Below are 25,309 nucleotides of genomic sequence, written 5' to 3'. Positions count from 1 at the left end.
GCCCCCTTCTTCGACGGCGTTTCAGACGCGATGCCGCCGTCTTGCGGCCATCCCGCCGCCTGCCTTTGCGCCTGATGCAGGCACGGTCTTTTCACCGGCGGTCAATGATCTTCCTTGTCGTCATACGGGAACCGGTTGTGACCGTAACGAATCACCAGCACGGACAAGGACACGACGAGTATCGCGCCCGCCAGGCCCAGCAGCCGCAGCGTGTCCAGATTCTTCATGTCGAGAATCACGTATCGCGCTATGGCCACGATGGCGATATAGAGTGGCACGCGGACCGGCAATTGTCCGGTCTTGAGGTATATCCCCACCATGGTCAGCACTTCGAGATAGATGAAAAGCAGCAGAAGATCGGCCAATGTCACCTTCATGGCCTCGACCATCACCATCACCTCGAAACCGATGGCGATAACCGTTGACAGGGCGATGATCAACAACCCGAGGCTTTCCACCACGACCAGCATTTTGGTACTGGTGTCTTTGAGTTTGCTCATTTTTTCTCGCCGATTCTGAAAAAGTCAAACAAGTCGCCCAGACACGATCACCTCAATGTGCAACTTTTGCGATTTTTTTGAGAATCTCCCTGTCTTCACCGAACTTGCATATCGCACCGCAATTATCTCTTAACTCCGAGAACAATATATAGTGGATGTCAATATCACTATTTTTGATTGAAGGACGTTGCATCTGAACGAGAACCTCTTTTTCTCTGGCGTCCGGAATTATCAGAAACAGCATGGGTGGATCGTTTTTGAAGGAAAAATGCAGATCTGTCAGCCGCAATATCCCCGAGTATATTGAAGTACTTTTTTCCACTTCAAATGCGCAAGCAATTTTATTTGTTCCTTTCTCAAACCATACCACATCGATGAGCTTGATTGTTTTGTACGTATCTTTATCGATGTCCAGATCAGGAAATCTTTCAAGACCGAGAAACGACAGACTTTTTCCTTCGTGGCATTTGGAACGATCATTTGCAGCCGAGATGACATCATAACCAATTGATCCACCTATGGTCATGAGATGGTATTGCATTTCGGTGTGCAGATCTTCTTCCTCCTTCTCACTGACAACCTCCTTGTGTCTTTTTTTGAGCTTCTTTTCGATTTTTTCACGTTCTTTGTCTGAAAGATGCCCCTCGCTTATCAAGAGTTTTTGCTCACCGATATCGAATAATAAACCAGCGAAAGCCCCAAGATCATTTGAGAGGTCAGATCTGAACTGATTGTTCTTGCTTATAATGACCTCCCTCATTCTTAGATATTCTGACCACGCTCCCAGTTTGACCTTGTCTTGAAACAATCGGTTGAACCCGTTCACAATCGCCGTATTGAAAGGCGGTATTATCGTCGGATGCAGAAAATACAAGATACTGGCAACAGCAGGACCTAGCCCCTTGATGTTCTTTTGATCAAGTAAAATTATTTCTCTCAACAATTGATCTTCGCTCGTTGCGTTAAGACACTTTTCAAGAAATTGGCCAAAGGCAATTTTGTTATTTTCATTTTCGTATATGTCAGGTATCCGCAATTTCGGCTTCCAGTAAAACGGATGTGCGGCACCTTTGAAAACCTGTTTTTGTTCAGTAATGCAATTCAGAACGAACTCCAACGACGATCCTTTGAAATCATTGCCAAAATTTCCACTCTTGATATCCTGAATGACGTCGATAACACCTCTTCGGATCGATCGGAACGCCTTCAACCTTTCTTCATTATTTACAAACCAACTGTTGTAGACAGTCTCCTTGTCTTCCTTGTATTTTTCTATCAGTGTTCTCAGGTCTTGTGTCATGTTTTTTCCAATCACTGTTTACATGCTTTTGTCGCGCCTTGTTGCCTACCTAATCCGCCTCTGCCTCAATAGCGGCCTTGCAGCCATTTTCGGGCAGACAATTTCTTCAGGCGCTTGCGATAGTGCTTTGGATCATGGCTACGCTGCTTGCCGGCGGCAATATTGAACAACTCATCGCCGATGATCGCAGCGAGGGCGTGAATGGCATCGTGCCTGCCCAGCCCTTCACGCATGAGCCTGTCCAGCGTTTCCTGAACGGGCTCGAGGCCCGCGGCGGCCTGAGACTCAACAGTCGCATGCAGCCCTGCGTGAATCAGCATCGCCTCGTCCTCCAGCTCGACCCCCTCATCCTCATGGTATGCCTGAATCAGGTCAATCTGCTCCGCTTCACTTAGCGCCAGCCATGCTTCAGGGTCGGGTGCGATATTGGGGTCATAGGCATCCAGGTCGACATCCAAGGCCGACTGCCTTTCGCCCTTGAACCAGGATTCATCACCCTGGTGGATGTACAGCATCCCGTGTATCGTGTTCTCGTCAGTCAGTTCGGCCCAGCCCCGCCCACATAGCGACTCGTCTTACGTAAGCCCGCTCCACGAGAACTCGGCCTTTTCCGCACCGCCTTCCTTCGTGAGCCGGTAGTCAATGAACCCATTGATCGTCCCAAACACGAACTCGCCCACGTTGTAGTCCTCGAATTTGATATAACCGGGCTCGACGAGATCGATATAGTCCTTGTCCCACAACTCCATTTCCGTGATTGACCAGCGACCTTTCAGCTTGCTCATGGCCTGAACCCCCATCCGGTATCCCGTCAATGCAACAATTCGCGCATCGGATTAGCGAAATACTTCCACCAAGGATAATCAGGTCCCGTAGCCGGAACAAGCCCCGCGAGCATGTTCACAGCGCCACCAACTTGCGGTCACAAAATGACCGTTCAGGATCGAATGTCGACCGGCTCAAACGCAGCCGAGCCGGCAGGCGTGGCGGCTCCGTTGCGCTTGAGCCGCCCTGGGGCTCCGGACGGCGCGACAGGGGAAAGGGGCTGGCGCCCCCTCCCGAGGGAGGCTCAGATGACGATGAGCTCGGCCCGCAGGGCGCCGGCTTCCTTGAGGGCCTCCAGGATGGCGACGAGATCGCCCGGGGCGGCGCCGACTTCATTGACGGCGCGGACGATTTCGTCCAGCGAGACGCCGGGCTTGAACAGGAACATGGGATTGTCTTCCTGGCTGATGTTGATATCGGACCGGGGCACGACCACGGTCTGGCCCTGGCCCAGGGGCGCGGGCTGGTTGACGTCCTGCGATTCGGTGATGGTGACGGTGAGACTGCCGTGGGAGACGGCGGCAGGGAGCACCACCACGTGCTTGCCGATCACCACGGTCCCGGTGCGGGAGTTGATCACCACCCGGGCGGTGGCTTCGGCCGGGGTCATGGTGAGGTTTTCCAGCAGCGAGATGAAGGCCACGCGCTGGGCGGCATCCTGCGGGGCGTTGACGCGCACGGCGCCGGCATCCACGGCATAGGCCGTGCCGGGACCGATGGCCCTGTTGATGGCCTCGACCATGCGGTGCGCCGTGGTGAAGTCGGGCTGATTGAGGTTCAGGGTGATGTCCTTGTCCTGGCCGAAGGGGGTTCGGACCACCCGCTCCACCGTGGCACCGTTGGGGATGCGGCCCACGGTGGGCACGTTGACGGTGACCTTGGAGCCATCGCGGCCTTCGGCGCCGAAGCCGCTGACGATCACGTTGCCCTGGGCCACGGCATAGACCTGATCGTCGGCACCGCGCAGGGGGGTCATGAGCAGGGTACCGCCACGCAGGCTCTTGGCCTTGCCGAAGGAGGAGACGGTCACGTCGATGGTCTTGCCCGGCTTGGCGAAGGGCGGCAGGGTGGCGCTGATGGCCACCACCGCCACGTTGTCCACCTTGAGCCGCTGGTTGGGCGGCAGGACGATCCCGAGCCGGGTGAGCATGTTGCGCAGGGTCTCCTCGGCCGCGCCGTTGGACTTGTCGCCGGTGCCATCCAGGCCCACCACCAGGCCAAAGCCATAGAGCTGGTTGCTGCGCACGCCGGCAACCTTGGCCACGTCCTTGATCCGGTCGGCGCGGGCCACATTGCTGTGCAGGCTCAGCAGGAGGATCAGGCCGGCGCAGAGGACGAAGAGGAATTCACGGGTTCTCAACATGACGGAAACCTCCTGCCCTCAGTAGGGCCAGACGTTGCTCTGGAAGAAGCGGGCCAGCGGGCCCATGGAATTGGCATTGCTCAGCACGCCGTCGCCGCTGTAGGCCAGCTTCACGTCGGCCACGCGGAAGGAATCGATGGTGTTGTCGGGGCGAATGTCCACCGGCCGGATGATGCCGGTGAGACGGATGTATTCCTGGGACTGGTTGAACAGCATCAGCTTCTGGCCGCGCACCACCAGGTTGCCGTTGGCCAGCACTTCCGAGACGGTGACGGTGATATGGCCGCTGAAGGTGCTGCTCTGGGCCGAAGTGCCCTGTCCGTTGAACTCACGGCCGGCATCCACCTGGTTTTCGAGCACTTCCACGCCGTCCTTTTCCACCTTCTGCCCGGCCAGCGTCGGCCCGGGCATCTCCACTTTCTGATCCTTGCTGGCCGAGGTGTTGGAGCTGGCGCTGGCGTTGGTGTTCTCCTTGAGAATGATGGTGACGATGTCGCCAATACGCCGCGCAGTCACCCGGTCGAACAGGCCCACCGCCATGCCCGGCTGATAAATCGCGCCGTTCTCTCTTGGCGGAATGTATTTCACCACCGGGCGGGCGGCGGCGAATTCCTCGTCCTTGATGTCCTGGCCCACGGGCTTGAAGGCACAGGCCATCTGGCCGGCAGCCAGGCCAAGCAGGATCAGCAGTTGCCAGGTTGTCTTCATCTCATGCTACCTCTTGTCAGAGATTGTTGTTCACGTATTGCAGCATCTGATCGGCCGTGGAAATGGCCTTGGAATTCATCTCGTAGGCGCGCTGGGTTTCGATCATGTTCACCAGTTCCTCCACCACGTTGACGTTGGAGGTCTCCAGGGCGCCTTGCACCAGCGACCCCAGCCCCAGCGAATCGGGGTTGCCCACCTGCGGCGCACCGCTGGCCGCGGTTTCGAGGTAGAGGTTCTCGCCGATGGGCTGCAGGCCGGCGCGGTTGACGAAATCGGCAAGCTGGATGGTGCCCACCTGGGCCGGGGTGGCGTTGCCGGGCTGCAGTACCGAGACGGTGCCATCGCGCCCGATGGTGACGTTGATGGCGTTCTCGGGAATGATGATGTTGGGCGACAGCCGGTAGCCGCTGGCGGTGACCAGTTGGCCCTGGGAGTTGAGCTGGAACTCGCCATTGCGGCTGTAGGCGATGTCGCCGTTGGGCATTTCGATCTGGAAATAGCCGTGCCCCTGGATGGCCACATCGAGATGGTTCTCGGTCTGCACGATGCTGCCCTGGGTGTGCAGCTTCTGGGTGGCTACGGTACGCACGCCCACGCCGTAGGACAGGCCCGAGGGCAGCTCCGTATCCTGGCTGCTGGCGCCGCCGGCCTGGCGCACGTGCTGGTACAGCAGATCCTCGAACACCGCGCGGGAACGCTTGAAGCCGGTGGTGTTGACGTTGGCCAGGTTGTTGCTGATGACCGACAGCCGGTTCTGCTGGGCTTCGAGGCCGGTCTTGGAGACCCAGAGGGATCCGCTCATGGTGGTTGACTCCTGTGATGATGGGGTCGGTTCAGGTCCGTGCTCAGGCCTGTGATATCAGGACAATTGCAGGATCCGTGCCGCCCGTTGTTCGTTCTCTTCGGCCGAGCGCATCAGCTTGACCTGCATCTCGAACTGGCGCGCCAGCTCGATCATGTTGACCAGTTCCGAGGCCGCGTTGACGTTGCTCGTCTCGAGGGTGCCGGCGACCACCTCGACCGCAGCATCCGCCTCGGCCGGCCGGCCGCTGCGCATGCGGAACAACCCGTCCGCGCCCTTGACCAGATCGGCAAGCGGCGGCCGCACCAGCTTGATGCGATCCACCTGGGTGATGTCGTTGGCGGTACTCTCACGGGGCACGATGCTCAGGGTGCCGTCCTTGCCGATCACCACCTGCGCCGCGGGCGGCACGTTGATGGGGCCGTTGTCACCCAGCACCGGCAGACCGGCGGCGGTGGTGAGCTGGCCGGCGGTGTTGATCTCCAGGGCCCCGGCACGAGTGTAGGCCTCCCGCCCGTCGCGCCCCTGCACGGCAATCCAGCCGTCGCCATTGATGGCAATGTCCAGCTCGCGGCCGGTGGTCACCAGCGATCCCGGCGTGAAATCCACGCCCGCCTTTTCGGTCATGGCGAAGACCCGGGTGGGCAGGCCGTCGCCGAACAGGGGCATGCTGCGCATGGCCGCCAGATCCGCCCGGAATCCGCCGGTGCTGATGTTGGCGAGATTGTTGGCCGTGAGTTTCTGCGCCTGCTGGATCTGGCGGGCGCCGGTCATGGCGGTGTAGAGCATGCGATCCATGGTTCAGCTCCCGGTAGCCTAGCGGATGTTGATGACGGTCTGTGTGATGGTGTCGGCGGTGCTGATCATCTGCGCGTTGGCCTGGAAGTTGCGCTGCGCATGGATCATGTTCACGAGTTGCTCGGTCAGGTTGACGTTGGAGTTCTCCAGCGCCCCCGACTGCAGCACACCGAGGCTGCCCGAGCCGGGCGTGCCCACCAGCGCGGGGCCGGAGGAGAAGCTCTCCGCCCAGCTCGTGTCACCCAGCGGCCGCAGACCCTGCGGGTTCTTGAAGTCCGCCAGGCTCACCTGGCCGATCACCTTGGACTGGCCGTTGCTGTAGCGGGCCTTGATGATCCCCTGATCGTTGATGTCGAAGCCGCTCAGGCGTCCGGAGGTGAAGCCGTTCTGCTTCAGGGAGCTGACGTTGAACCGGCTGCCGTACTGGGTGATGGGCGTGGCCGAGAGCAGGTTGATGGTGAGATTCAGCGGATCGGCACCGTTGCCCACCTGGATGTTGTCGTAGTCGATGGTGCCGGGGGGCACCGGTGTGCCGTTGATGCTGGCCAGGGCGCCGGCACCGTCGAACTTGAGGGTGTCGGCCGAATAGGGCGGCTGCTGGGCGCCGCGGGCATCCTTGCCGTCGATGAACAGGTAGGTCTTCCACTCGTTGGGCTGATCGGTCTTCACATAGTACATGGTGGCCAGGTGGGCGGTGCCGAGCGAATCGTAGATGGTCAGCGAGGTGGAATGGTTGAAGGAGTTGGGGATCTCCGGATCGAAGGGCTGGGTGGTCGGCGGCTTCTGGGCGCTGTCGAGGTTCACGCCCACGTCGATCATGTCGGTGGCATTGGGCACGATGTTGGCATTGTCCAGTCGCAAGGGGCCGACCGCGCCGGTGATGTTGCCCTGCTCGTCGGCGTTGTTGACGATCAGCTTCTGGTTGTTGTTGTTTACCACATAGCCGTCCCGATCCACCTGGAACGCGCCGGAGCGGGTATAGCTGCGGGTGCCGTTGTCGTCGAGAATGAAGAAGCCCCGGCCGTTGATGGCCAGATCCAGCTTGTTGTCGGTGAAGCCGATGTTGCCCTGGCCGAACTGCTGGGTCACCGCGGCCAGGCGCACCCCGGCACCGATGGAGTTGGAACTGCCCCCCTCGGTGGCCGCATACACGTCGGCAAACTCGGCGCGGGACTGCTTGAAACCGGTGGTGCCGGCGTTGGCGATGTTGTTGCCGATCACCTTGAGTTCTTCACTGGCGGCATTGATGCCGGAAAGGGCTGAACGGAATGGCATGATGAGTCTCCTTCTGGCGAAATCCGGTTACAGGATCTGCTTGACGTTGGTCAGGCGGGTGCTGCCGGCCTGGCTCAGGTTGAGGGTCATGGGCTGCCCCGGCTGGCCGAGCGAAACGCTCTCCACCGCATCCACCACCAGGGTGTTCACGGCCTGGGGCTTGCCGTCCACCAGGGCCTCGGCGGTGATCCGGTAGGTGCCGGCCTGCGCCCGTTGTTCGCTGTCGGCCTCCCCGTCGCGGCCCGGCACGCTCATCTTCCCGTCCCACGAGAAGTGCACGGTACCCGCCGGCTTGCTGCCCAGGTCGAGCGTCTTGACCAGCTCGCCCCGGGCATCGGTGATCTGGATGCGCAGGTTGCTGGTGCTGGCCGGCAGCTCCACCGCGCCTCGCAGCGGGCCCTTGTCGGGCAGGGTGGTCTGGTTGCCGGGCACCAGCACCCGCTTGCCCACCAGGCTCGAGGCCTGCAGGGCCTGACTGGACTGCAGCGCCGCGGAGAGATCCTTGAATTCCTCCTTGATTTCCTTGAGCCCGGTGACCGCGCTGAACTGGGCCATCTGGGTCAGGAACTCGCCGTTTTCCATCGGTTTGAAGGGATCCTGGTGATTGAGCTGGGTGGTCATCAGCTTCATGAAGTCTTCCTGACCCAGGCGCTGCGCCTGAAGCGGCTTGTGGGCCGTCTTCAGTCCCAGGCTTTCGAAAGACGTGACGTCGGGTTTGTTGATTTCGCTCATGGTCTTCTCCTGACTACTGGCCCATGGCCAGGGTCCGCATCAGCATTTCCTTGGCGGTGTTCATCACTTCCACGTTGGTCTGGTAGCTGCGGGAAGCGGAAATCATGTTGGCCATCTCCTCCACCACGTTGACGTTGGGCATGTACACGTAGCCCTCTTCGTCGGCGTTGGGATTGCCGGGGTTGTATTCGCGGCGCAGCGGGGCCTGGCTCTCCACCACGCCCAGCACCTTCACCCCGATGGCCGTGCCGTCGGCACGGAAGGGGTCCTTGAGGATCTGGCCGAACACCGGCTGACGGGCACGATAGGTGCGGTCGATGCTGCTGCTGGCGCTGTTGGCATTGGCCAGGTTGCTCGAGGTGGTGTTGAGACGTACCGACTGGGCATACATCCCGGTGCCGGCGGTGTCGAAAACATTGAACAGGCTCATGATCATTCACCCCGGAATGCGGTTCGATAGGTGTTGAACTTGCCGGAGAGGAAACGCAGGGTGGCGAGATAACGCACCGCGTTCTCGGCGAACTCGGCCATTTCCACCTGGGTTTCCACGGTGTTGCCGTCCAGCGAGGGCTGCAGGGGCTGGCGGTAGAGCAGCTCACCGTCGGGCGTGAAGCCCTCCGGCTGTACGTGCCCGACGTGGGTCACTTTCAGGGGGCCGCCGGCGGCGCCTTCGGCCGCCGCGGCCATGGCGGCCCGGAAATCGATGTCACGGGCCTTGTATCCGGGGGTGTCGGCGTTGGCTAGGTTGGCGCCGAGCAGCTCGGCCCGCCGTGCCTGCAGGTGCAGGGCCCGGGTATGGACGTCGATGGTCTTGTCGATGCTAAGGGGCATGGTCGTGTTTCCTTCGGGTTCTGCCCGTAAGGTGCAACGGCCGTGCCAGGATTGATTTGGCTTGGATAATCAGTTACTTGCCGCGAAAGCGCGGCAGAAAACGCGGTGCGACGGCAAGGTGTTGCCGGAGGACGGCAGGAGGGGACAACGGAAAAAATCAGGGGAGCCAATCCCCCGGCATCGACGCAAGGGCGAAGTCATGCAATCCGGGGAATCCGGACATTGCGCGGTATCGCGGCTTGCGCCGCTCCTCCAGGGAAAACTTTGCATGCTTTGCGCCTTCGCGCCTTTGCGTTGGATTTTCCGGCGGCGCGGGTGCCTACCGGCCGTTATCCTTTTTGCGGTACACCACCCCTTCGGGGAAGCGGACCATTTCGTAGGCGCGGGAGTAGCCGCTGGGGGTTTCGGAGCCGCCCAGGAAGAGGTAGCCGCCGGGATTGAGGACCTGAGCCATGCGGTCGAGGATGTCGGTCTTCAGTTCGCTGGAGAAGTAGATGAGCACGTTGCGGCAGAAGATGATCTCGAAACGCCCGAGCAGGGCGTAACTCTTGAGCAGGTTGAGTTCGGTGAAACGGGTGCGGGCCTTGATCTCGGGCTTCACGCTCCAGCTCCCGTCACCGTTGTCGGTGAAGAAGCGCTGCTTGCGCTCGGGCGTGAGACCGCGGGCCATGCTCAGATCGTCGTAACGGCCTTCCCGGGCCTGGGCCACCACGCTGGCAGAGATGTCGGTACCGACAATCTCGACTCGCCCAGGCAAGGCCCCCGGGTTGGCCTGCTGGAACTCGTGGATCACCATGCTGATCGAATAGGCCTCCTGGCCGGTGGAGCTGGCCGCCGACCAGATCCGCAGGGGATTGACCTTGCGCTGGGCCAGTTCGGGGAGGATGCTGTTTTTCAGCATCTCGTAGGGGTAGGTGTCGCGGAACCAGCTCGTTTCGTTGGTGGTCATGGCGTCCACCACCCGTTCCTGCAGCTTGCGGTCCCGCCCCTGGCGGAGCGCTTCGAGCAGCGCGCCCAGCGACTCGAAGCGGAACTCCTCGGTCAGCCGGTTGAGACGGCTGGTCACCAGATAATGCTTGTTGTCGCCCAGCACGATGCCGCTGGCTTCCTCGAGGAAGCGGCGAAAGGCTTCGTAGTCCTGACTGGAAAGGACGTTCTTGGTCACGGCCTGCACGTATTCCTGTCCCTGTGAGGTCCGGCTCAGACCAGACCCTTGCTTTCCAGCAGGTCGTTCACCTCCCGGGCCAGCTCGTCGGCATTGAACTTGGGCACGAAGCGATCGGCGCCCACCTTTTCCACCATGTTCTTGTTGAACACCCCGCTCAGGGAGGTGTGCAGCAGCACCGGCAGCGATTTCAGCCGTTCGTCGTCACGGACCGCGGTGGTGAGGGTGTAGCCGTCCATCTCCGGCATCTCCACGTCGGAGATCAGGATGTCCACGTGATCCCGCAGCGCATCACCCTCGGCCACCCAGCCCTGCAGGATCTCCAGCCCCTCCCGGCCATTGGCGGCCAGGGTGCATTCCATGCCCATCTGTTCAAGGGTGCGCTTGATCTGGTTGCGGGCCACGCTCGAATCGTCCACCACCAGCACCCGGATCCGCTGTTCGGTGAGTTCCGCATAGTCTTCCGGCTCACTGAGATCGGTCGTGACACCGGTCAGTTCGGCCAGCACCTTCTCCACGTCGATGATTTCCACCAGCTCGCCATCCACCTCGGTGACCGCGGTCATGTAGTTGTATCGGCCCAGTCCCCGGGAGGGAGAGTGGATCTCCTTCCAGTTGAGGTTGACGATCCGATCCACGCCGGAGACCAGAAAACCCTGCACGCTCCGGTTGTATTCGGTCACGATGACGAAGCACTCCGCCGCCTCGGGCAGGGGGCGCATGCCAATGGCCTGGGCCAGATCGATCACCGAAATGGTCTGCCCCCGCAGGTTGGCCACGCCCCGCACATTGGGATCGGCACTGACCATGCGCGTCAGGCCCGGGCACTGGATGACCTCCCGCACCTTGAACACGTTGATGCCAAACCGCTGACGGGTGCCGAGTCGGAACAGCAGCAGTTCCATGCGGTTCTCGCCCACCAGGTTGGTGCGCTGGTCCACTTCCGCCATGATGCCGGCCATGTTGCCTCCCGGGGTTGCCTGTTCGGATTCTGTACCCCCTATCGGCCCCGCCGGGGGAAGCTTGAGGCAGCGGACCGCAAATGATGCCCTGGCACGGCAATTGCTTGATCCCAGCCAGACACCGACTGCCCTATTGGGAGAGAGATCATGCACCGGCCATTCCCGACCCGCCCTCTGCTGCTGGCCCTGCTGCTCCTGAGCGGCCCGGCCCTGGCCGCCTGGCAATCGCCGGAAAGCATTCGCCAGGCGGCAAGCGATTTCCTCGCCCGGCAATACGACGACCCGGATACCCGGGTGGAAATCGGCCACCTGGACCCGCGCCTGCGCCTGGTTCCCTGCCGGCAGCCGCTGGAGGTTTCCCGGCCGGCAGGCGCGCGGGAGCTGGGCCGCAGCAGCCTCCAGGTGCGCTGCCCGGATCCGCGCGGCTGGAAGATCCGGATCGGCGTGACCATCCGCCGCTTCGACACGGTGCTGGTGGCCCGTCACAACCTGCCGCGCGGCAGCGTGCTGGGGCCGGACGACGTGATCGGCGTGCGCCGCGACATCTCCCGTCTGGTGAGCGGTTACTTCCGGCGCAGCGAGGAAATCCGCGACATGGTGGCCCGTCGCAGCCTGCGCAAGGGCCGGGTGCTCACCCCCGCCGTGGTCACCCCGCCGCGCTTGGTGAAGCGAGGCCAACTGGTCACCATCCTGGCGCGGGCGGGCAACCTGGTGATCCGGGTACGGGGCAAGGCCCTCGGCGACGGCCGGCGGGGTGATACCATCCGGGTACGCAACACTCGCAGCCAGCGGATCGTGCAGGCCACCGTGGTCGACCCCGGCACGGTGCGGGTAAACCTGTAACAGGCTAAAGTTTCCGCGCAGCGGGACGATACATCCCTCAGAAATAGATCCAGGAGCAGCAGTTCATGGCAAACGACATCACCGGCATCCACTCTGCCCGCACCGGACAGGCAGGCAACCGGAACACGAGCCGGGTGGGCAACGACGCCGAGGCCCCCAGCCGGGCCGGTGAGCGTGCCAGCAGCGGGGACGACAAGGTCAGCCTCACTTCCACCGCCGCCCGTCTCAAGGACATCGAGCGCCGCCTGGCCACCGATCAGCCGCCCTTCGATGCCGAACGGGTCAACCGCATGAAACAGGCCATCGCCAGCGGCGAATACCGGGTGGATTCCAGCCGGGTGGCCGACAAGATGCTCAACTTCGAAAAATCCTTCGACGAGTAAGCCGCCATGTCCCCGCCCATGCTGCCCGTCCTGCAGGATATCGCCGCCTATCTGGACGAGCTGCGCCAGGCCCTGGTGGCGGAATACGAGGCCCTCAGTGCCGAGGACAGCGAACGTCTGGCGAACCTGGCCGAGGTCAAGCAACGGCTGAGCGACATTCTCGGCGATCTCGACCGCGAACGCAGCGCCCTGCTGCGCGAAGCCGGCCTGGATCTGGACCGCACCGGCGTGCTGGCCTATCTCGACCGCCAGGCACAAAGCGAACGCGAACCCCTCAACGTGCTCTGGCAGCGGATCGAAACCCTGACCCGCGACTGCCGCCGCCTGAACGCGATCAATGGCATCGTCATCGAAAAGCGCCGCCGGCGCGCCGCCCAGGCGCTGCACATCCTGCAGGGACAGACCGCCGGCAGCGAACTGTACACCGCCCACGGCACCGCACCGGGCACCGGCCCCGGCAACACCCTGGCCAAGGCCTGACACCCGCCTCCCGGGGCGCATGTCCCGTTTTCCCGTTCTCCCACGTTTTCAATGACTTGGCGTCATGGACATGGCGATGTGCCCGACCCCGCCCCGAGGAAGGAAAAACGCGGTTTTTCCACCGCCGGCCAGCAGGTAGAATAGCCGTTCCTCGGCCCCGGTAGCTCAGCTGGATAGAGCGCACCCCTCCTAAGGGTGATGTCGGACGTTCGAATCGTCTCCGGGGCGCCAATACCAAGACCAACGACAGTAAAGCCAGATTCAGAGCGCCCCAGACGCCCCGGATCAAGGCGCAGCCCGCAGGGAATGGCGCGCCCTTGCCAAGGGCTGCAACGCCGAGCCGGGGCGTCTGGGGCGCTCCCTCCGGGCGGGCTTCTGGGCGGCCATTCGCGGCGTTGCCGTGGCTTGCCATGGGAGTGCACGGCGCCTTGCGCCTGACCGCCCAGACGCCCGCTGAACCTGGCTTTACTGTCGTTGGTCTTGGTACCCATTGAAAATCCCGCCCACGCCACCCATTGAGTTTCCTGGGCGTGCCAATCCCTCCCTGCCACACGGCTTGATCCGGATCAGGGCACGCCCCGCCGGATCGGCGTAAAGCAGAAACTGACGACACACAACCACACAAAGGGGAAACGCATGAAACCGACCTGGATTCTCGTCGCCGACAGCAGCCGGGCCCGCATCTTCACCGCGGCCACCCCCTCGGCCCCGCTCGAGGAACTGGAGGATCTCACCCACCCCGAAAGCCGCGAACACGAACAGGATCTGGTCACCGACCTGCCGGGCAAGCATCGCAACGACACCGGCATCGGCGCCCACGGCTTCCAGGACGAGGTGGAGCCCAAGGAACAGGAAACCATCAACTTCGCCAAATACCTGGCCCGGCACCTGGACGACAACCGCAAGAAGAACCGCTTCCAGCGCCTGATTCTGGTGGCCGCCCCCTCTTTCCTCGGGCTGCTGCGCAACGAACTGCCCGACGCCGCCCGCAAGACGGTCATCTACACCCTGGACAAGAACCTCACCCAGCACACGCCGGAAGACATCCGGGCCCATCTGCCCGAATACCTGCCTCACGACGTGGCCTGACAGGCGGTCTGACCAAAACCGGCCGGGGCGGAAAGCGGATTCCGCCCCGCCTGCCTTGCTATCACGGCGAATCGCTTCCCGCTTGCTCCAGCACGGCCGCCGCCCGGCACAGGCCAACGATGGTCTTGGCATCGGTGATCCGGCCGTCCATGGCCATGCGCAGGGCGTTGGCGAAATCGAGCCAGTGGATCTCGATGACCTCCTCCGCCTCGTGGGCCGTGGCCACCGGCTGCAGCTCGGTGGCCAGATAGCACCACACCCGCTCGGTGAACACGCCGGGCGAGGCGATGAGATACCCGAGTGCTTGCCAGCGGCCGGCCGTGCAGCCGGCTTCCTCCTGCAATTCCCGCCGCGCGGTGGCCTCCGGCGGCTCCCCGTGATCGATCTTGCCCGCCGGCAGTTCCCACAACCAGCTCGCCACCGCATGGCGGTACTGGCGCAGCAGGCACACCCGGCCCCGATCGTCGAGCGCCACGATGGCCGCGCCCCCCGGATGGCGCACGATCTCCAGCGTCGTGCGCTGACCATTGGGCAGGGTCACCTCTTCCTGCTCGAGGGTGATGATACGGCCGCGAAAGCGCACTGGCGGATCGCCGCTCATCGTCCCGCTTCCCGCGGATGCGCATCCAGAGCCACGGCGCCTGACATGCACAATGGGCGGCGAAGTCCCACCCACGAACAGGCATGCCCGACTCGATGCAGCCAGGCCGGCGACTTGATCTCGACGTCTTTCACACACACAACATAGCATACCCTGCCCCGGGCCGGTCAGGTGTAGGCCGGCTCAAGCGTAGCGGAGCCGGCAAAAATCGAGTCCTCCCGAGATGGCGGCTCCGCTGCGCTTGAGCCGTATATGGTCTCCTCCCGTTTTGCAAGACGTTGTACCAAACTTCGACAGGGACAGGATTGCGCTCGTATATCCGGCCTGTTTGTGAGGCTTTTTGCGCCTCTGGCCTCGATGAGATCTGCGCGTATCGTCCTAATCGCCCTAGCGGCTTGTCCCAGCCTACGGCTCAAGCAGGTTTTCGATACGCCGGTCTGACCTGTTTGTCATCGCTCGCCACAGCGTCTTCGCAATCGTCGGCAGGCTAACTCTCCAAATCGTTCCTCGCGGGCCCTGCCCGCCTTCAGACCGGGCGGTAATCCGCCCGGTATTCCGTCTTGTTCCTCAATACCGCCCACCCCATCCGGGCCATCTTGTTGGCCAGCGCCACCACCGCCTTGTTGTAGCCGCGCTCCGCCCGGATCCGGTTGATCCAGCGGCTGAGCCGGTCATCCTTCCCCGCCGCCGCCTTCACCACCGACCGCGCTCCATGCACCAGCAGACTGCGCAGATAGCCGTCTCCCCGCTTGCTGATCCCCTGCAGCCGTTCCTTCCCTCCGCTACTGTGTTGGCGGGGCACCAGACCCAGGGATGCGGACACATCCCGTCCCCGCCGCCAGGCCCGGCCGTCGCCGATCTGGCTGTAGAAAACCGGCGCCACCACCGGCCCGTAACCCGGGATCGCCCGCAGCCGCTTCACCGCCTCGTTCCGGCGGCTGTAGCCTTCCAGTTCCCGGGTGTAAAACGCAATGTGCGCGTCCAGCTCCTGAAACCGCCGGTAACTCTCCCACAACAGCTGCCGAAACCACTCGCTCAGGCCATTCTCCGCCTCCGACAGCACCTCCGGCAGGCGACGCCGCAGCGTATTCACCCCCTTGGGCAGAACAATCCCGTATTCCCCCAGCAGACCCCGTATCTGGTTGACCAGCGCCGTGCGGTCCGCAAGACAGCGCTCGCGCAGACGGTGCAGCGCCTGGATGTCCTGCTGCTCCGGTGTCTTCACCGACACAAACCGCATTTCCGGCCGCACCACCGCTTCGGCTATCGCCAGCGCGTCGTTGTAATCGTGCTTGTTCCCCCGCACAAACGGCTTCACGTACTGCGGCGGAATCAGCTTCACCTCGTGGCCCAGTGCCTGCAGCTCCCGCGCCCAGTAGTGGGCGCTCGCGCAGGCTTCCATCCCCACCAGGACCGGCTCCAGGTTCGCAAAATACGCCAGCACCTGCCCTCGCCTCAGCATCCGCTTGCGCACCACCTTGCCCCGCTCGTCGCAGCACACCACGTGAAACACGTGCTTTGCCAAATCCAGTCCAACCGTCGTAATCTTGCTCATGGTCTCCTCCTCCTTCTTCGATGGATGGTGAAGTGCTTCCATCTTGGCGCATCGTGACGCCGTTTTTAAGGGGGGGAGGAGACCATCTCATCGCCCTACGAACGGGAGGTAAAACTATTTTGAGACCATTAATAACATACCCTGCCCCGGTCCGGTCAGGCAGCAATCGGCATTTTCACAGGGGTCAAAAAAAGATGATCGAACTGAGCACAGCGGAATGTCAGGAACGCATCGAGGCCGGCGAGACCTTTCATGCCCGGGTCAATGATGGCGCGTTCGAGATTTGCATCCATGATTATGCCGTTCACGTCTGCACCGCCATCCACGCCGGCCATCGCATGCGGGACGAATTGCTCGTCAAATGCGCACTGAGTGACGCCGAACGTCTCTACGAAGAAGATCCCTATACCGACTACCTGATCGCCAACCAACCCATCACCGTGATCGCCCGGGATTCGCGCTTTGAATATGATCTGAATCGTGCGCCAGACGCCTGCATCCACGAAGAAGCCTGGGGAAAAACCGTCTGGCGAAAACCCTTGACCCCTGCCGAACGCCAACGAAGCCGCGACAAACACGCCGCCTTCTACACGGTGCTGAACGCCCTATACCATAAACTCGAATCGCGATACCCGGCCGTACTCGTCTATGACGTGCACGCATTCAATTACCGGCGTCCCGCCATGCCCGAAACCCCTGTATTCAATGTTGGCACCGACCAAATCGACCTCGCACGCTGGCAACCCGCGATTGACGCCTGGATTGCCGAACTGTCACGCATCCGATTGCCGGGCCTTCTGGTCGAAGCCCTGATAAATGCCATTTTCTATGGCCGCGGCTACCAGGCAACATTCGTGCGAAAACATTTCAGAAACACCCTGATTCTGCCTTCCGAAGTCAAGAAGGTCTACATGGACGAAATGCGCGGCACCCCGATACCCGCCATTCTCGAGCCACTTCACGATCAGTTCGAAATGGCCATCACGCGGCATGCACAGTGGTTTGCCCGCACCTGGGCACCGACCAATGAGCCGACGCCTGCCTGAGCGTTCACAAACCACCGCTCACCGCAAGCGGCGATCCACGCCTGTCACATGGTATCCTTGGAGGGTATTGCCACATGTGCGCATTCACCTTCCCAGCCTGTATCATCAGACCGCGATGCACAAATCGTTCGATCCCACTGCCGCAAAACACCCGGGGCCTGGCGCATCACCATGACCACACTGCAAGGCGACCTGCTCGCACTCTCAACGGCGTTCCTCTGCGGGTTGCTGGCTCGCAGAATCGGGTTGCCACCCTTGGTGGGGTATCTGCTCGCGGGGTTTGGGTTGTACGCAGCCGGGGCACGCATGAGCCCCGTACTCGAAGAGTTCGCCGAACTTGGCGTGACCCTGCTGCTGTTCACCATCGGCCTCAAGCTGGAGGTACGCAAGCTGCTGATGCCCCAGATCTGGGCCGTGGGCGTCTCGCACATGCTGCTCATGATCGCCATCGGCGCCGGCTTCCTGCTGCTGCTTGGCTTCCTCGGCACCCGCGGCCTCGTCGGCCTGCCGGGCGACGCCCTGCTCCTGCTGGCCTTCGGCCTGAGTTTCTCCAGCACCGTGTTCGCCATCAAGGTTCTCGAGGAAAAGGGCGAATCGGCCTCCCTCTATGCGCGCATCGCCATCGGTGTGCTGATCATCCAGGACATCGCCGCCGTCGTCTTTCTGGGCGCCTCCACCGGCAAGGTGCCCTCGATGTGGGCGCTGGGCCTGCTGCTGCTGTGGCCACTGCGCCCCGTTCTGCAACGCCTGCTCGACGTCAGCGGCCGCGGCGAACTGCAGATCCTCTTCGGCCTGACCCTGGCGCTGGGCGGCGCCCAGCTGTTCGAGATGCTCGGCATCAAGGGCGACCTGGGCGCCCTGATCCTCGGCGCGCTGCTGGCCGGGCATGGCCGCAGCACCGACCTGTCCCGGCAGCTCATGGGCTTCAAGGATCTGTTCCTGGTGGGGTTCTTTCTCGGCATCGGCCTGTCGGCGCCGCTGACCGCCGACGATCTGCGGCTGGGGCTGTTGCTGCTCCTGCTGATTCCGCTCAAGAGCCTGCTCTACTTTGCGCTGTTCGCCCTCTCCCGCCTGCGGGCGCGCACCGCCTTCCTGGCCAGCGCCAGCCTGGCCAACTTCAGTGAGTTCGGCCTCATCGTACTGGCCATCGGTGCCCAGCAGGGCATCGTCGAAAACCAGTGGCTGGTCACGGTGGCCATCGCCCTCTCCCTCTCCTTCATGCTGGCCGCGCCGCTCAACAGCCTCGCCTACAACCGCTATCCGCAACTGCGCGGCTGGCTGCGCCGCTTCGAGAACCCGCGCCACATCCCCGAAGAGGCCGACATCGTGCCGGGAGACGCCCGGGTGCTGATCTTCGGCATGGGGCGCGTGGGCACGGGCGCGTATGACAACCTCCACGAACTGATGGACCATCCCGTGCTGGGCGTGGATCAGAACGAAAAGGTGGTCGCCAGCCACCAGGCCGCCGGGCGGAACGTGATTCGGGGCAGCGCCACCGATCCGGAATTCTGGGATCGCATGCACCTCGACGAAGGCAAGACCCGGATCATCCTGCTGGCCCTGCCCCACGTGCAGGAAAACCTCTTCGCCATCCGCCAGATCCGGGACCACGGCTTCACCGGCAAGGTGGCCGCCACGGCCAAATACGACGAAGACATCACCACCCTGCGCCAGGCGGGCGTGGACGCGGCATTCAACCTCTATGCCGAGGCCGGCGCCGGTTTCGCCGTCAGCGTATGTCAGGACCTGTTGGCGACGAATCCACCGCCGACAACCCGCTGACAGTGCTGTCTGTGATGCATGCGCTTCGGGCGCAATGGATCCGGCATGAAGTCGCGACGCGAAATGCCGGCGCCGATGCGCTTGTGCCGGACGACATCGTTTCACCTCAGTCTGACTGATAATCGAGCCCGCAATCATCCGGCGCCCGGGTCATTCGCCCGGTTATCGAGGACACTGCCAATCCGGCTGCGGCAGAAAGTCAGCCTCGGTAAAGCAGACGTCAGTCTCGATTTCAGTCACGTCATGCAGGATCAGGATCCGGCCATGATGCGTCCAGGTCAGAAAGCGCAGCGGCCGGCCATCTTCCGCCACCAACCACAACCAGCGATCGTGATCCCCGGCTTCCTTCCACTCGACGATCCGCGCCTTCTGCCCAAGCACACAGCCCTCGCCGCGTTCCCGGCCCTCAATCAGGTGCCGGTGCAATTCAACACGCCGATCCGTGCGATGCGCCGAACAGTGCCGCTGCCCATCCCGCCATTCCGACACCCAGGCCTTGCCGACAGCCTCATCGAGCAGGTAATCGAGCCGACGCGGCGATGCCGCAAAACGGTTGTGCAGCGCATAGGCCTGTCTGTTAGCATCGTAGTGGATGACACCTTCGCCGCTGAGGGTGGGATCCGGATCCATTTCCTGCCAGGCATAACGGATCCGGAAGGCCTTCCCCGCAAGAACGCTCTGCATTGCAGGACTCCTGTTTGCCAAGCCTGGAGACCTACCTTAGCAAAACCCTGCAGAGGTGTTCAGCGCGGGCAGGGTGGGGGATCGAAAAAGCCCCCGGGCGGGGGCTTTGTCTCAAGATTTGGCGCGCCCGGCACGATTCGAACGTGCGACCGCCTGGTTCGTAGCCAGGTACTCTATCCAGCTGAGCTACGGGCGCTATGGAAAGTGGCGAGGGACGAGGGACGAGTGGCGAGGAAAACCGGCCAGGCTCGATGTCGTCCGGGAGGCGAAATATACGCCATTTCCCCCCGCACTGGCAAGCAAAATCCTCGGCCCTCGCCACTTGATACTTGTCCCTCCACGCAACGAAAAAGGGGGCCGATTGGCCCCCTTTTTCGTTGCGTAATTGGCGGAGAGAGAGGGATTCGAACCCTCGATGGAGCTATTCACCCCATACTCCCTTAGCAGGGGAGCGCCTTCAGCCTCTCGGCCATCTCTCCGGTATTCGAGGGCGGAAGGATACTAAATGGGCGGGCCGATTGCCAGATCCGGCGGCCACATTCCGCTGAGGCGGGTGGACCGGCAGGTGTGCCGGTCCGCGGCGTTCGGTCGGTGTGGGGGGTCAGGTGCCGGCGCGGCGGAAGGCGTGACCGGCAGCGCGTTGCCGCGCGCTTACTCGCTGCCTTCCTCGCCGCCGCCCTGCTGTTTTTCCTGCTTGATGCGCTCGTAGATCTCTTCGCGATGCACGGAGACCTCGCGCGGCGCATTGACGCCAATCCGGACCTGATTGCCCTTGACGCCCAGGACGGTTACGGAAACATCGTCTCCAATCATGAGCGTTTCGCCCACTCGACGTGTCAGAATCAACATGAATTTTCTCTCCTGGTTTTTGCTGAATTTCCTGGCGGTGCGATCCCTGCAAAGGCTGTCTGGGCACGCTCCCTTGTACTATCGTCAGGATGGTTCGAATCTTTAACAGGCTGTTGAAAAAACCTCTGACGGCACGATCCGGCGTTGGAAAGTGGCTCCAAATGCTCATTTACTGGCGTGTAAACTGCGCTTTTTCGCCACTTTCCGCCTTGTCTCGCACTCGTCAGAGACTTTTTCAACAGCCTGTTAATGCTCTGCTTCCTTCCTGCGTTGAACCTCGATGTCAGGCCGCAGGCGCCTGTTCCAGATGGAAGGCGTCGTGCAGGGTGCGCACGCCGAGTTCCAGATACTTTTCGTCCACCACCACGGAAATCTTGATCTCGGACGTGGAGATCATGCGGATATTGATCCCTTCGTCGGCCAGGGCCTTGAACATGGTGCTGGCGATCCCGGCATGGGAACGCATGCCGACGCCGACCAGGGAGATCTTGACGATGGTGTCGTCTCCGACCACTTCCCGGGCGCCGAGTTCACCGGCGGTGCGGGTGAGGATGCCCAGCGCGCGCTCGTAGTCGTTGCGATGTACGGTGAAGGTGAAGTCGGTGGTGCCGTCGGCGCCCACGTTCTGGATGATCATGTCCACCTCGATGTTGGCCTCGCCGATGGGGCCGAGGATGCGGTGGGCGACACCCGGTTGATCCGGCACGCCGAGAATGGTGAGCTTGGCCTCGTCGCGGTTGAAGGCGATGCCCGAGATGACCGGGTTTTCCATGTTCTCTTCCTCGAAAGTAATCAGCGTTCCGGGGCCGTCTTCGAAGGCAGACAGCACCCGCAGGCGGACGTTGTACTTCCCGGCGAACTCCACGGACCGGATCTGCAGCACCTTGGAGCCGAGGCTGGCCATTTCCAGCATTTCCTCGAAGGTGATGCGTTCGAGGCGGCGGGCATTGGGCACGACCCTCGGATCGGTGGTATACACCCCATCCACATCAGTGTAAATCTGACATTCGTCCGCTTTGAGCGCCGCGGCCAGCGCCACTGCCGTGGTGTCGGAACCGCCACGCCCCAGGGTGGTGATGTTGCCGTGTTGGTCACGGCCCTGGAAGCCGGCCACCACCACGACCCGTCCGGCTTCGAGATCGCCGCGGATCCGGCTCTCGTCGATGTCCAGGATCCGCGCCTTGGTGTGGGCGTCATCGGTCAGGATGTGGACCTGGGAGCCAGTGTAGGAAACCGCCGGACAGCCCCGCTTCTTGAGCGCCATGCTCAAAAGCGCGATCGTCACCTGCTCTCCGGTGGAGACCAGCACGTCGTATTCCCGCGGATCCGGGTGCTCGGCGATCCGGTGGGCCAGTTCGATGAGGCGGTTGGTCTCCCCCGACATGGCCGAGACCACCACGACCACGTCGTTGCCCGCGTCCCGCGTGGCGATCAGCTTCTCGGCGACCTGCTCGATCTTTTCGACGGTGCCGACAGAAGTTCCACCATATTTCTGGACAATTAGCGCCATTTCGCCAGGGGTTCCTCGCAAAAGGCGCAATTAAACACGAAATCCCGATGCTTTGGAAGCGCTCTGGACGCAGTCTAGGCCAATTCCTGCTCCAGGTCAGGTATCAACCTTTTTTCGTATATATTCTATTGCACTCTGCAATGCTTCTGGCAACTTTTCTGGCTGGTTGCCGCCGGCCTGGGCCATGTCCGGCCGCCCGCCGCCCTTGCCGCCGACCCCCCGGGCCACGACGTTGACCACCTCGCCGGCCTTGATCCGGTCGGTGAGGGCCTTGCTGACCCCCGCCACCAGGGCCACCTTGCCGCCCCGCACGGTGCCGAGGACGATCACCGCCTGGCCCAGCTTGTTCTTGAGCTGGTCCACGGTTTCGCGCAGGGCCTTGGGATCGACGCCGTCGAGCCGGGCCGCCAGCACCTTGATGTCGCCGATCGCGATGGCCTGGGACGCCAGCTCGTCGCCCTGGGCGCTGGCCAGCTTGCCTTCGAGCCGCTCGATTTCCTTCTCCAGGCTGCGATTGCGCTCCAGAAGCTGCCGGACCCGCTCCACCGCCTTCTCGCGATCGGTCTTGAGCAGACCGGCGATCTCGCCCAGGCGCCGCTCCTGCTCGCGCACGTAATCCAGCGCGTGCTGGCCGGTCATGGCCTCGATCCGGCGCACGCCGGAGGCGATGCCGGTTTCACCGACGATCTTGAACAGGCCGATCTCGCCGGTGCGGGCAACGTGGGTGCCCCCGCACAGCTCCACCGAGAAATCCCCCATCGAGAGCACCCGCACCTTCTCGCCGTACTTCTCGCCGAACAGGGCCATGGCCCCCTGGGCGATGGCCTCCTGGGGGGCCATGACGCGGGTTTCCACCGGCAGATCGTCACGGATCCGGGCGTTGACCAGATCCTCGATTTCGGCCAGCTGCGCGGGCGTGAGCGGCTCGAAATGGGAGAAGTCGAAACGCAGGCGGTCGGCCTCGACCAGCGATCCCTTCTGGGTGACGTGCTCGCCGAGCACCCGGCGCAGGGCCGCGTGCAGCAGGTGGGTGGCCGAATGGTTGAGGGCGATGTCGTGCCGCCGCTCGGCATCCACCAGCGCCTCCACCTTGTCGCCCACCCGGATCGCGCCATCGGTCACCTCGCCCACGTGCACGAACACGCTGCCCTGTTTGCGGGTATCGGTCACACGGAAGCGGCCGCCGTCGGCAATCAGGCTGCCGGTGTCGCCGATCTGGCCACCGGACTCGGCGTAGAAGGGGGTCCGATCCAGGACCAGCAGGCCGCTCTCGCCCTCGGCCAGTTCGTCCACCGGCTCGCCGTCGCGGTACAGGCCGGTGACGGTGGCCGTCCCGGCGGTGGCCTCGTAGCCGGTGAACTCGGTCTCGCCCTCCACCGGCGGCGCCTTGCCGTAGTCGGCGGCAAAGCCGCTGGCCGCCCGGGCCCGCTCGCGCTGGGCGGCCATCTCCCGCTCGAACCCGGCCATGTCCAGTTTCAGGCCCCGCTCGCGGGCGATGTCGCCGGTCAGATCCACCGGGAAGCCGTAGGTGTCGTAGAGGCGGAACACGGTTTCGCCGGGGATGGTGTCGCCTTCGAGCCCGGCGATGGCCTGTTCGAGGATCTGCAGGCCCTGCTCCAGCGTCTCGGCGAAGCGCTCCTCTTCCTGCTTCAGCACCCGCTCGACCAGGGCCTGGGCGCGTGGCAGCTCGGGATAGGCCTGGCCCATCTCGTCGGCCAGCGGTTGCACCAGCTTGTGGAAGAAGGGCTCGCGCACGCCCAGCTTGTGGCCGTGGCGCACCGCCCGGCGGATGATCCGCCGCAGCACGTAGCCGCGCCCCTCGTTGGACGGCATCACGCCATCGACGATCAGAAAGGCGCAGGAGCGGATGTGATCGGCGATCACCTTGAGGGAGTTGTTCCGGCGATCCGTGCAGCCGGTGATCTGCGCCGCCGCCTCGATGAGGTGCACGAACAGATCGATCTCGTAGTTGCTGTGCACGCCCTGCATGACCGCGGCCAGCCGCTCCAGGCCCATGCCCGTGTCCACCGAGGGTTTGGGCAGGGGATGCAGCGTGCCCGCCTTGTCGCGGTCATACTGCATGAACACCAGGTTCCAGATCTCGATGTAGCGATCGCCGTCCTCTTCGGGCGTGCCGGGCGGGCCGCCGGGCACCTCGGGGCCGTGATCGTAAAAAATCTCGGTGCAGGGGCCGCAGGGGCCGGTGTCGCCCATGGACCAGAAGTTGTCGCTTTCATAACGCTTGCCGCCGGGCTTGTCGCCGATGCGGGTGAAGCGGGCCGGATCCACCTTGATCTCGTTGAGCCAGATGTCGGCGGCCTCGTCGTCCTCCTCGTAGACCGTCACCCACAGCTTCCCGGGCGGGATGCCCAGCTCCTCCACCAGGAAGTCCCAGGCGAACTGGATGGCCTCGCGCTTGAAGTAGTCGCCGAAGCTGAAGTTGCCCAGCATTTCGAAGAAGGTGTGATGGCGGGCGGTGTAGCCCACGTTTTCCAGATCGTTGTGCTTGCCGCCGGCACGCACGCAGCGCTGCACGCTGGCGGCCCGGGTGTAGGGCCGGGTTTCCTTGCCCAGGAACACGTCCTTGAACTGGACCATGCCGGCATTGGTGAACAGCAGGGTCGGGTCGTTGGCGGGCACCAGCGGGCTGGAGGGCACGATCTCGTGGCCGCGCTTGCGGAAGAAATCGAGAAAGCCCTGTCTCAGTTCTGCGCTGCTTTTCATCTGTCGCGTTTTCGTCGTTACGCCCAAGGGAACCGGCCCGGTGCCGGGCCGGCGGGTTTCAATCCTCGTGCCGCATCACGCGGCGGGTCTGTTCGGCGGTGAAGCCGCGGTACTGCAGAAAACGGCCCTGCCGGGCCTGCTCCCGGTAGTCGGCCGGGCGTTCGGCGCCGAACTTGCGGCGGCGCACCGCCTCGGCGCGCTCGAGCCAGGCCGGGTCCCGTTCGTCCAGCCAGGCATCGATGAGCGCCTCCGCCACGCCGCGCTGGCGCAGTTCGGCGCGGATCCGCACCGGCCCCTGGCCCCGTTCGATGCGCCCGTGCACAAAGGCCTCGACGAAGCGTTCGTCGCTCAGCAGGCCTTCGCGGGAAAGGGCCTCCAGGGCCGGATCGACCTCGGCGGGATCGTGCCCCCGGGCCAGCAGCTTGCCGCGCAGCTCGGCCGTGCCGTGCTCGCGACGGGCCAGCAGGTCCATTGCCGCCTCGCGGACCGAGCGGGCCACGGC

At 63.0% G+C, this 25,309-nt stretch carries 27 protein-coding genes and 3 tRNA genes; 7 read left to right on the top strand and 23 right to left on the bottom strand.

Annotated features, from left to right (window positions below; translation table 11 throughout):
* Positions 1-101: 101 nt before the first annotated feature.
* The 14 genes from ACZ5BH_RS10755 to ACZ5BH_RS10690 all read right to left on the bottom strand — a co-directional run bounded on the left by ACZ5BH_RS10755 (position 102) and on the right by ACZ5BH_RS10690 (position 11,261).
* On the bottom strand, positions 102-500 hold the full coding sequence (locus ACZ5BH_RS10755; protein WP_464889263.1) for a phosphate-starvation-inducible protein PsiE: 399 nt from the start codon (positions 498-500) through the stop codon (positions 102-104).
* 52 nt (positions 501-552) lie between these two features.
* A complete protein-coding gene (locus tag ACZ5BH_RS10750) occupies positions 553-1,800 on the bottom strand; it encodes a hypothetical protein (RefSeq protein WP_464889262.1) in 1,248 nt (415 codons plus the stop codon).
* Positions 1,801-1,865: 65 nt separating this feature from the next.
* Complete coding sequence (locus ACZ5BH_RS10745) at positions 1,866-2,315, bottom strand: hypothetical protein (protein WP_464889261.1); 450 nt, start codon at positions 2,313-2,315, stop codon at positions 1,866-1,868.
* A 60-nt stretch (positions 2,316-2,375) separates the two neighbouring features.
* A complete protein-coding gene (locus tag ACZ5BH_RS10740) occupies positions 2,376-2,585 on the bottom strand; it encodes a hypothetical protein (protein WP_464889260.1) in 210 nt (69 codons plus the stop codon).
* A 284-nt stretch (positions 2,586-2,869) separates the two neighbouring features.
* The gene (locus tag ACZ5BH_RS10735) at positions 2,870-3,988 is read right to left on the bottom strand and encodes a flagellar basal body P-ring protein FlgI (protein ID WP_464889259.1); all 1,119 of its coding nucleotides are present in this window, start codon (positions 3,986-3,988) and stop codon (positions 2,870-2,872) included.
* Positions 3,989-4,006: 18 nt separating this feature from the next.
* Positions 4,007-4,696, bottom strand: a complete 690-nt coding sequence (locus ACZ5BH_RS10730; protein ID WP_464889258.1) for a flagellar basal body L-ring protein FlgH — start codon at positions 4,694-4,696, stop codon at positions 4,007-4,009.
* A 16-nt stretch (positions 4,697-4,712) separates the two neighbouring features.
* Positions 4,713-5,498, bottom strand: a complete 786-nt coding sequence (flgG, locus tag ACZ5BH_RS10725; RefSeq protein WP_464889257.1) for a flagellar basal-body rod protein FlgG — start codon at positions 5,496-5,498, stop codon at positions 4,713-4,715.
* 57 nt (positions 5,499-5,555) lie between these two features.
* Complete coding sequence (gene flgF, locus ACZ5BH_RS10720; protein WP_464889256.1) at positions 5,556-6,296, bottom strand: flagellar basal-body rod protein FlgF; 741 nt, start codon at positions 6,294-6,296, stop codon at positions 5,556-5,558.
* Positions 6,297-6,314: 18 nt separating this feature from the next.
* Positions 6,315-7,571 carry a flagellar hook protein FlgE gene (gene flgE / locus ACZ5BH_RS10715; RefSeq protein WP_464889255.1) on the bottom strand — a complete coding sequence of 419 codons (1,257 nt, stop codon included), beginning with the start codon at positions 7,569-7,571 and terminating at the stop codon, positions 6,315-6,317.
* A 27-nt stretch (positions 7,572-7,598) separates the two neighbouring features.
* Complete coding sequence (locus ACZ5BH_RS10710; RefSeq protein WP_464889254.1) at positions 7,599-8,303, bottom strand: flagellar hook assembly protein FlgD; 705 nt, start codon at positions 8,301-8,303, stop codon at positions 7,599-7,601.
* 13 nt (positions 8,304-8,316) lie between these two features.
* Positions 8,317-8,733 carry a flagellar basal body rod protein FlgC gene (gene flgC, locus ACZ5BH_RS10705; RefSeq protein WP_464889253.1) on the bottom strand — a complete coding sequence of 139 codons (417 nt, stop codon included), beginning with the start codon at positions 8,731-8,733 and terminating at the stop codon, positions 8,317-8,319.
* Positions 8,734-8,735: 2 nt separating this feature from the next.
* Positions 8,736-9,134 carry a flagellar basal body rod protein FlgB gene (gene flgB, locus ACZ5BH_RS10700; RefSeq protein ID WP_464889252.1) on the bottom strand — a complete coding sequence of 133 codons (399 nt, stop codon included), beginning with the start codon at positions 9,132-9,134 and terminating at the stop codon, positions 8,736-8,738.
* Between the two features lie 319 nt (positions 9,135-9,453).
* Complete coding sequence (locus ACZ5BH_RS10695; protein ID WP_464889251.1) at positions 9,454-10,299, bottom strand: CheR family methyltransferase; 846 nt, start codon at positions 10,297-10,299, stop codon at positions 9,454-9,456.
* A gap of 35 nt (positions 10,300-10,334) precedes the next feature.
* Entirely contained in the window at positions 10,335-11,261 is a 927-nt protein-coding gene (locus ACZ5BH_RS10690) for a chemotaxis protein CheV (RefSeq protein WP_464889250.1), read from the bottom strand.
* A gap of 147 nt (positions 11,262-11,408) precedes the next feature.
* Between ACZ5BH_RS10690 and flgA the strand changes: the two genes are divergently transcribed.
* From flgA to ACZ5BH_RS10665, 5 genes are all read left to right on the top strand, one after another.
* Positions 11,409-12,104 carry a flagellar basal body P-ring formation chaperone FlgA gene (flgA, locus tag ACZ5BH_RS10685; RefSeq protein ID WP_464889249.1) on the top strand — a complete coding sequence of 232 codons (696 nt, stop codon included), beginning with the start codon at positions 11,409-11,411 and terminating at the stop codon, positions 12,102-12,104.
* Positions 12,105-12,169: 65 nt separating this feature from the next.
* On the top strand, positions 12,170-12,487 hold the full coding sequence (gene flgM, locus ACZ5BH_RS10680) for a flagellar biosynthesis anti-sigma factor FlgM (protein WP_464889248.1): 318 nt from the start codon (positions 12,170-12,172) through the stop codon (positions 12,485-12,487).
* Between the two features lie 6 nt (positions 12,488-12,493).
* Positions 12,494-12,967, top strand: coding sequence for a flagella synthesis protein FlgN (locus ACZ5BH_RS10675; protein ID WP_464889247.1), 474 nt, complete (start codon positions 12,494-12,496; stop codon positions 12,965-12,967).
* Between the two features lie 154 nt (positions 12,968-13,121).
* Positions 13,122-13,198 (top strand) — tRNA-Arg (locus tag ACZ5BH_RS10670).
* 405 nt (positions 13,199-13,603) lie between these two features.
* Positions 13,604-14,056, top strand: a complete 453-nt coding sequence (locus ACZ5BH_RS10665; protein WP_464889246.1) for a host attachment protein — start codon at positions 13,604-13,606, stop codon at positions 14,054-14,056.
* 61 nt (positions 14,057-14,117) lie between these two features.
* On the opposite strand, the gene ACZ5BH_RS10660 is transcribed toward ACZ5BH_RS10665, so the two are convergent.
* Together ACZ5BH_RS10660 and ACZ5BH_RS10655 are read right to left on the bottom strand one after the other, a co-directional pair.
* Positions 14,118-14,657 carry an NUDIX hydrolase gene (locus ACZ5BH_RS10660; RefSeq protein WP_464889245.1) on the bottom strand — a complete coding sequence of 180 codons (540 nt, stop codon included), beginning with the start codon at positions 14,655-14,657 and terminating at the stop codon, positions 14,118-14,120.
* Positions 14,658-15,183: 526 nt separating this feature from the next.
* Positions 15,184-16,212 carry an IS110 family RNA-guided transposase gene (locus tag ACZ5BH_RS10655; RefSeq protein WP_464891200.1) on the bottom strand — a complete coding sequence of 343 codons (1,029 nt, stop codon included), beginning with the start codon at positions 16,210-16,212 and terminating at the stop codon, positions 15,184-15,186.
* Positions 16,213-16,406: 194 nt separating this feature from the next.
* Between ACZ5BH_RS10655 and ACZ5BH_RS10650 the strand changes: the two genes are divergently transcribed.
* Positions 16,407-17,258, top strand: a complete 852-nt coding sequence (locus ACZ5BH_RS10650; RefSeq protein WP_464889244.1) for an N-formylglutamate amidohydrolase — start codon at positions 16,407-16,409, stop codon at positions 17,256-17,258.
* Between the two features lie 171 nt (positions 17,259-17,429).
* Complete coding sequence (locus ACZ5BH_RS10645; RefSeq protein WP_464889243.1) at positions 17,430-19,040, top strand: cation:proton antiporter domain-containing protein; 1,611 nt, start codon at positions 17,430-17,432, stop codon at positions 19,038-19,040.
* A 162-nt stretch (positions 19,041-19,202) separates the two neighbouring features.
* On the opposite strand, the gene ACZ5BH_RS10640 is transcribed toward ACZ5BH_RS10645, so the two are convergent.
* From ACZ5BH_RS10640 to ACZ5BH_RS10610, 7 genes are all read right to left on the bottom strand, one after another.
* The gene (locus ACZ5BH_RS10640; RefSeq protein ID WP_464889242.1) at positions 19,203-19,724 is read right to left on the bottom strand and encodes a hypothetical protein; all 522 of its coding nucleotides are present in this window, start codon (positions 19,722-19,724) and stop codon (positions 19,203-19,205) included.
* 119 nt (positions 19,725-19,843) lie between these two features.
* Positions 19,844-19,920: transfer RNA gene (locus ACZ5BH_RS10635), tRNA-Arg, on the bottom strand.
* A 190-nt stretch (positions 19,921-20,110) separates the two neighbouring features.
* Positions 20,111-20,203, bottom strand: a tRNA-Ser gene (locus ACZ5BH_RS10630).
* Positions 20,204-20,375: 172 nt separating this feature from the next.
* A complete protein-coding gene (gene csrA, locus ACZ5BH_RS10625; RefSeq protein ID WP_464889241.1) occupies positions 20,376-20,573 on the bottom strand; it encodes a carbon storage regulator CsrA in 198 nt (65 codons plus the stop codon).
* A 283-nt stretch (positions 20,574-20,856) separates the two neighbouring features.
* Positions 20,857-22,083: an aspartate kinase gene (locus tag ACZ5BH_RS10620; RefSeq protein ID WP_464889240.1), complete on the bottom strand. Its 1,227-nt coding sequence runs from the start codon at positions 22,081-22,083 to the stop codon at positions 20,857-20,859.
* A gap of 96 nt (positions 22,084-22,179) precedes the next feature.
* Positions 22,180-24,807 (bottom strand): alanine--tRNA ligase, encoded by a 2,628-nt coding sequence (gene alaS / locus ACZ5BH_RS10615; protein WP_464889239.1) that lies wholly within the window; start codon positions 24,805-24,807, stop codon positions 22,180-22,182.
* A gap of 58 nt (positions 24,808-24,865) precedes the next feature.
* Positions 24,866-25,306 (bottom strand): regulatory protein RecX, encoded by a 441-nt coding sequence (locus ACZ5BH_RS10610; protein ID WP_464889238.1) that lies wholly within the window; start codon positions 25,304-25,306, stop codon positions 24,866-24,868.
* Between the last annotated feature and the right edge of the window lie 3 nt (positions 25,307-25,309).

The sequence above is a fragment of the Thioprofundum lithotrophicum genome (genome assembly GCF_055387065.1).
The sequence above is the reverse complement of the archived record's forward strand: the minus strand, read 5'-3'. Positions and strand labels throughout refer to the sequence as shown.